Annotated in this window: 6 protein-coding genes; all 6 read left to right on the top strand. The window is 68.8% G+C overall.

What is annotated here, in order from left to right; all coding sequences use genetic code 11:
* Window positions 1-126 precede the first annotated feature (126 nt).
* The 6 genes from ACFXB5_RS00115 (at window position 127) to ACFXB5_RS00090 (ending at window position 5,016) form a co-directional block, all read left to right on the top strand.
* Window positions 127-1,629 carry a DNA cytosine methyltransferase gene (locus ACFXB5_RS00115; RefSeq protein WP_385200887.1) on the top strand — a complete coding sequence of 501 codons (1,503 nt, stop codon included), beginning with the start codon at window positions 127-129 and terminating at the stop codon, window positions 1,627-1,629.
* Between the two features lie 38 nt (window positions 1,630-1,667).
* Entirely contained in the window at window positions 1,668-2,396 is a 729-nt protein-coding gene (locus tag ACFXB5_RS00110; RefSeq protein ID WP_385200885.1) for a hypothetical protein, read from the top strand.
* A 23-nt stretch (window positions 2,397-2,419) separates the two neighbouring features.
* Window positions 2,420-2,827 carry a hypothetical protein gene (locus ACFXB5_RS00105; RefSeq protein ID WP_385200883.1) on the top strand — a complete coding sequence of 136 codons (408 nt, stop codon included), beginning with the start codon at window positions 2,420-2,422 and terminating at the stop codon, window positions 2,825-2,827.
* 151 nt (window positions 2,828-2,978) lie between these two features.
* Entirely contained in the window at window positions 2,979-3,569 is a 591-nt protein-coding gene (locus ACFXB5_RS00100; protein WP_385200881.1) for a hypothetical protein, read from the top strand.
* A complete protein-coding gene (locus ACFXB5_RS00095) occupies window positions 3,566-4,393 on the top strand; it encodes a phosphoadenosine phosphosulfate reductase family protein (RefSeq protein ID WP_385200879.1) in 828 nt (275 codons plus the stop codon). Before ACFXB5_RS00100 ends, ACFXB5_RS00095 begins: the two co-directional genes overlap by 4 nt.
* Window positions 4,390-5,016 (top strand): hypothetical protein, encoded by a 627-nt coding sequence (locus ACFXB5_RS00090; protein WP_385200877.1) that lies wholly within the window; start codon window positions 4,390-4,392, stop codon window positions 5,014-5,016. The genes ACFXB5_RS00095 and ACFXB5_RS00090 overlap by 4 nt, the downstream gene beginning before the upstream one ends.
* The last annotated feature ends 594 nt before the right edge of the window (window positions 5,017-5,610 follow it).

The raw sequence follows: 5,610 nt of genomic DNA, 5'->3' as shown, positions 1-5,610 counted from the left end.
CCTCGCCCGGGGCACCCTCCCCCCCCCCCCCCCCCGCGGGGTCCCCCCCCCCCCCCGCCCGCCCCCCGGTGGGGGCCCCGCCCCCCCGGGGCCGGGCCAGCCCCTGCCCCTTGGAGATCAGCCCCGTTGTCCCGCGCCATATCCCTGCTCTGCGGAGCAGGCGGAGACGCACAAGGTCTGCTGGAGGCCGGTTACGACCCGATCCTCGGCATCAACCACTGGCAAACCGCCATCGACACCTTCGAGATCAACCACCCCACCGCCAAGGCACGCTGCGCCGATGTCCGCAACTACCCCATGCGGTGGCTGCCCAAGGCCCTGATCCTGTGGGCCTCCGTCATTTGCACCGAGATCAGCCCGGCTGGCGGCCGTAAGCGGCAGCCCGACCCCGCCCAAGAAGCCCTGTTCGAGGAAGAGGAGCAGTGGCGGGAGCTGCCGGAAGAAGCCTTCGAGCAAACCCGGGCCACGGCCTGGTGCGTGCTGCGCGCAGCCGAGGCCAAGCGGTACCCCTGCGTGGTCGTGGAGAACGTTACCGAGTTCATCACCGACTGGATCCTGTTCCCCGAGTGGATCAGGGCCATGCGCAAGCTCGGCTACCGCCACCAGATCGTCTCGGTCTCCTCCGCTCACATCGGCTCCGAGACCAACCCGTATGCGCCCCAGTGGCGCGACAGGATTTATGTGGTTTTCACGCTGACCAGCGTGCGTCGCCCGGACCTCAAGCCGCGCCCGCTCGCGTACTGCGTCGAGTGCGGGCAGGACGTGAAGGCCCGGCAGAGCTGGCGCAACGACAAGGTCCGGGTGGGGAAGTACGGTCAGCAGTACGACTACCGGTGCCCCAACATCCGTTGCGGGCATGCGCTGGTCGAGCCGTACGTCCGTCCGGCGGCCGACGTGATCATGTGGGACGACATCGGCCAGCGCATCGGCGACCGCGACAGGCCGCTGGTGCCGAACACGATGCGGCGCATCGAAGTCGGGCTGAACAAGTTCCCGTATCAGCCCAGCGTGATCACCCTCACCCACGGCAAGGACGGCACCGATCGGGCGTTCTCTCCCCACGTGCGCCCGCTGCCTACACGCACGGCGAAGCTCGGCGAAGCCCTCCTGGTCCCGGTCGGTGGGTCGTGGAACGACACGCCGACCCACGTCGGCGCCCCGATGCGGACCCGCACGACCCGCGAGAGCGAGGCACTGGTCACCATCGAACCCCCGGCCCCGTTCATCGTGGAGTTCCGCAAGAACTGCGACGCAGCTCCCGTGGACAGCCCGCTCAGCACCCTGAGCACGGCCCGCCACCACGGCCTCGTCGTGCCGGACGGCCTGGCCCGCGACCGGGCCCGCAACACCCTGGTCATCCCGTACCGCAAGAGCGCGCCGAAGACGGCGGCCCAGCCCTTGCACACCCTTGCCACTCGCGACTCGGCGGCCGTGGTGCGCACCGCGCCCGCCATCGAAGAGTGCTTCTTCCGCATGCTCCAGCCCCGTGAACAGCTGCGCGGCCAACGGTTCCCCGACACCTATGACGTCGTCGGCTCCAAGGCCGCCCAGACCATGCAGGCCGGCAACGCCGTCAGCGTCAACGTCGCCCGCTGGCTCGGCGAACGCCTCAAGCCCGTCCTGGCCTGACCAACCCCATGCCTACCGAAGAGAAAGGAATCAGCACCATGAACCCCGCAACAGCGGACCTCCTGACCATCCTCAAGCAGCAGCGCGAGGAGGCCGACGCCCAGCGCACACGGGCGGAGAAGGCGTACGCCCTGGCCGTCCTCGACGAGACGGCCGCACTGATCCGGTCCCTGTGCCCGGAGGCGGTGTACGTCAACTTCGCCTACTACGGCAGCTCGCGGACCCTGTGCCTGTACGGGGTGCTCGGCGAGCAGTCCAGCCCGCTGGGGGCCTGCCCCTGGCTGTGGGAGGAGAACCACCAGGAACACCCCATGGCCGAGCACGGCGAGAAGATCGGCCTCGACCTGCAAGAGGCCCTTGCCCCCTACAACTCCCCGGCTTGGGCGCGCACCAGGCGGAACTCGGCCAGCGAGGGCAACGACTGGCTGCTGGAGCTTCCTCCGCCCGACCGCGCCGCGCGCATCGCCGAGCTTGTGCGCGAGCACCACCCCGAGGCCACTGCCGTCGTCGTCGACGGCCGTAACGCGGGCGGCCGGATCATCGAGGTCATCGAAGGTGTCGCCGAGGACGGCTCCGAGATACGCACCACCCGACGCCGCTGGAACGAGAGGTGTGACGACCTGCTCACCGCGCTGGTCGCCCAGATGTTCGCGCTGCCCAGCCTCGCCGACCGCCACCTGGTACCCGTCGACAGCACCTACGCGCACCCCTACGGCAGCAGCCTCAGCGGCCACGTGCGCCGGATGCCGCTGCCGCCGACCGCGTAGCCGCCGCCACCGGAGAGCGACTGATGAGCGGCAGCTGGTGGGTCAGCGAAGCACCGTGCGCCGGGGACCTGCGCTTCACTCCCAACGACGCAACTGCGGACTCGCTCAGGAAGCCGCTGATGCAGACGCTGCTGAAGGTCTGCCAGGACTGCCCGTTCCGTGTGCAGTGCATCGAACTCGTCCTGCCACGCCACAGCCTGTTCGACGGCATTTGCGGCGGACGCCTGTGGTTCAACGGCCAGATCCGCGCCGCGTGCACCACCGCCCACCCCGACGAACTCAAGGAAAGCGGCTCGCACATCACCCACGGCACCGAAGCCGGGGCCCGCGCTCACAACCGGCGCGGGGAGGCGGCCTGCTCCCTGTGTCGGGAAGGCGCGCGGATCGCCCAGGCCCGCCGACGTGAGGAGAAGCGAGCTCGAGGTGCCTAATCCTGACGCAAGATAGGAGACATTGTTGAAACAGGTTGACACGTCGTGGGTGTCGCCGCCGGTCGGCGCCCCGCATCCCGAAGAGGACCCGGGCGCAGGGCTCAGCCCGCTCCCGGCCGCATGGCGCGCTCCCCGACCCGAAGGAACAGCGATGAACCATCCTGTCGGAACCGAGATAGAAGCCACCGCGAAGTGGCTGGAGGAGCACGCGGCCCCCGGCGCCGCAACCGTCCTGCGCCGCGTGGCCCGCCAGCGCGACCAGGCGCGTGAGCAGCTGGCCGTTGAACGTACCCGGAGCAACCGTTACCCCCTGGCCTGGCACTCTGCCCGTCAACGTGCTCGCGAAGCCAACGCCAGTGCCGAGTATCTGGCGCGTCTCGCCGACGGTATTCAGCAGTTGCTGGGCGAGGACGTGCGTCGCCTCATGGTGCTCCATGAAAACCACACCCGTGTCAACGCGATGCTGCGCACGGATATGGCGCGCCTTCAGGTTCTGGCCGAGCGCGCTGGCTGGGTGCCTGACTCACAGGCGCGGCGTATGTGGCGTTGGCGAGAAGGCTGGTGGGAACTGGCCTACCGCAAGAAGAACTTGAAGGACGGCTACCACGACACCGGCTGGTATCTGTGGGGCCCGGACGGCAGCTTCGGGGAGTGGATTGCCTCTCACAAGGCGGAGGCGATGACCGAAGCCGACCGGCTCATCACGAAACACCTGGCCGCCACGGCGGAGGTGAAGCAGTGAGCCGCCAGCTCGAACTGATCACCGCCCGCGACGCGCACGGACCCGACCCGGTGCCCGACCTCGCCGCGGCTGACCGCATCGTGATCAGCAACAGCGGCGGCAAGGACAGCGAAGCCGCGTTGGACGAAACGGTGCGCCTGGCTGACGAGGCTGGCGTGCGCGACCGCCTCGTGGTCCTCCACATCGATCTCGGCCGCACGCCCCGCGGGCACACGGTGGAGTGGCCGGGCACACTCGAACTCGCCCAGCAGCAGGCCGAGCACTACGGCCTTCCCTTTGAGGTACGGAGCCCCGCGAAGTGGCCCTCCCTGTTGCACCGCATCCGCGCCCGTGGGCAGTTCCCCAACCTCTTCAACCGGTTCTGCACTGCCGAGAAACGGGGTGTCTCGCATAAGTTCATCACCGAGCAGGTTGCCGACCTCAGCATCACCGGTCGCACGGCCCGGATCGTCCTGGTCATGGGCCTGCGGGCCGAGGAATCACGGGCCCGAGCGGGCAGGCCCGCCGTCGAGATCGACCAGCGCGCGAGCAGCGGACGCCGCAAGGTCACCCTGTGGTACCCGGTGCTGCGCTGGAGTACCGCCGAGGTCTGGCAGCGCATCCGTGACTGCGGCCTTCCCTACCACTGGGCGTACGACGCCGGCATGTCCCGCCTGTCGTGCAGCCTGTGCGTGCTGGCCTCCATCCCCGATCTGACCTGCGCCTCCAGCCTGCGTCCCGAGCTGGCCCGGGAGTACGCCGACCTGGAGGCGGAGATGGGCACACCCTTCCGCCGTGATCTGCCCATGGTCGAGATCATCCGGCGAGCGGGAGGTGCAGCATGACGGCGCTGCTCCAGAGCGCCCCGGTCACGCTGCCCAGCGTCCAGGGACAGGGGGAGTGGCAGCCCCGCGTCATCGGCCTGGACCTCTCCTTGACCTCCACGGGCGTCGCGGGGACGGACTGGGCGAAGGCCCTGCGGCCGGGCAGGCGCCGCAGCCATGAGCGGATGGACTGGCTGTGCGGGCACATCCGCGTCGGCGTGGAAGAGGCCGACCTTGTGGTGGTCGAGGGGGCGGCCTACGCCCAGGGCGGGCAGGCCGGTCACCACGAACTGGCCGGGCTGTGGTGGCTGGTGACCCAGGGCCTGTGGCGTCACCGCATCCCGTACGCCGTGGCCAACCCGCACCATCGCACGATCTACGCCACCGGCCGAGCCAACCCGGCCCAGGACTGGGCGCGTAAGGAGCGGTCCAGGGTGGCCAAGGGGATGGTGCGCAGCGTGGCCGTGGAGCGGTATGGCGTGGAGTGCGTGGGGCCGGGCCGCTACGACCAGGCGGACGCCACGGTGCTGGCGGCAATGGGACTGGACTGGCTCGGCTATCCGACGGTGCCGGTGCCGGACACCCACCGTCGGGCCCTGGAAGCGGTGCGGTGGCCTGACCTCATCCCGGCCGCAGCAAATTAGGCGGTCGAATCCCATAGGCCCATTCAGGGAGCGGGATCCTCGCGAATGAGAAGACGTCAAAAGCGGCCCGTGATCTATTCGGCTGCGGAGGTGTGCCATTAAGACATGTGCGGCAAATGGCTGCGGTTGCTGCGCAGGTGCCACGCGCGAGTTCTGCGAGGGCACCACGTAGCGAGCGTTGAAGACCGTTGTGCCTCCGGCTCGCAGTCGGAGGCACAGCGTGGGTGAGTGGTCCGAGCGGCAGGGACACCCCCGGTCCGTGAATTTCGAATTGAATTCTCTGAATTAATCGGAATCCAAAAGAGGTGAACCTTGAATTTGCGGTATTTGCGATTAAGATATATGTAATAAGTTCGGAAATACCGGACGGAATGGAGGAGGAAATGAAGCCCTGCCCGTGTGAGTGCAACAAGCCCGGCGGATTCTGCGGCGGCTGCGGACACGCCGGATGCGGCGGACGCCGCCGCTAACCCCAGCAAGCACCAGGTTCACACCCGCGCCCCCGGCCCCCCCCCCCGGGGGGCCGCCCCCCCGCCCCCTCGGCGCCTTTGGGTAAGAAAAAATATAGACACCCCCTGACAGCACACCACCCCC

Source organism: Streptomyces sp. NPDC059455, assembly GCF_042750115.1.
In the GTDB taxonomy this organism is placed as follows: domain Bacteria; phylum Actinomycetota; class Actinomycetes; order Streptomycetales; family Streptomycetaceae; genus Streptomyces; species Streptomyces endocoffeicus.
Note: the sequence above shows the minus strand (reverse complement) of the source record. Positions and strands in the feature narration are given on the sequence as shown.

Excerpts from the sequence above, each read along its gene's own strand:
- ACFXB5_RS00100 (WP_385200881.1), top strand. The coding sequence starts at position 2,979 with ATGAACCATCCTGTCGGAACCGAGATAGAAGCCACCGCGAAGTGGCTG.
- ACFXB5_RS00105 (WP_385200883.1), top strand. The coding sequence starts at position 2,420 with ATGAGCGGCAGCTGGTGGGTCAGCGAAGCACCGTGCGCCGGGGACCTG.
- ACFXB5_RS00090 (WP_385200877.1), top strand. The coding sequence starts at position 4,390 with ATGACGGCGCTGCTCCAGAGCGCCCCGGTCACGCTGCCCAGCGTCCAG.
- ACFXB5_RS00110 (WP_385200885.1), top strand. The coding sequence starts at position 1,668 with ATGAACCCCGCAACAGCGGACCTCCTGACCATCCTCAAGCAGCAGCGC.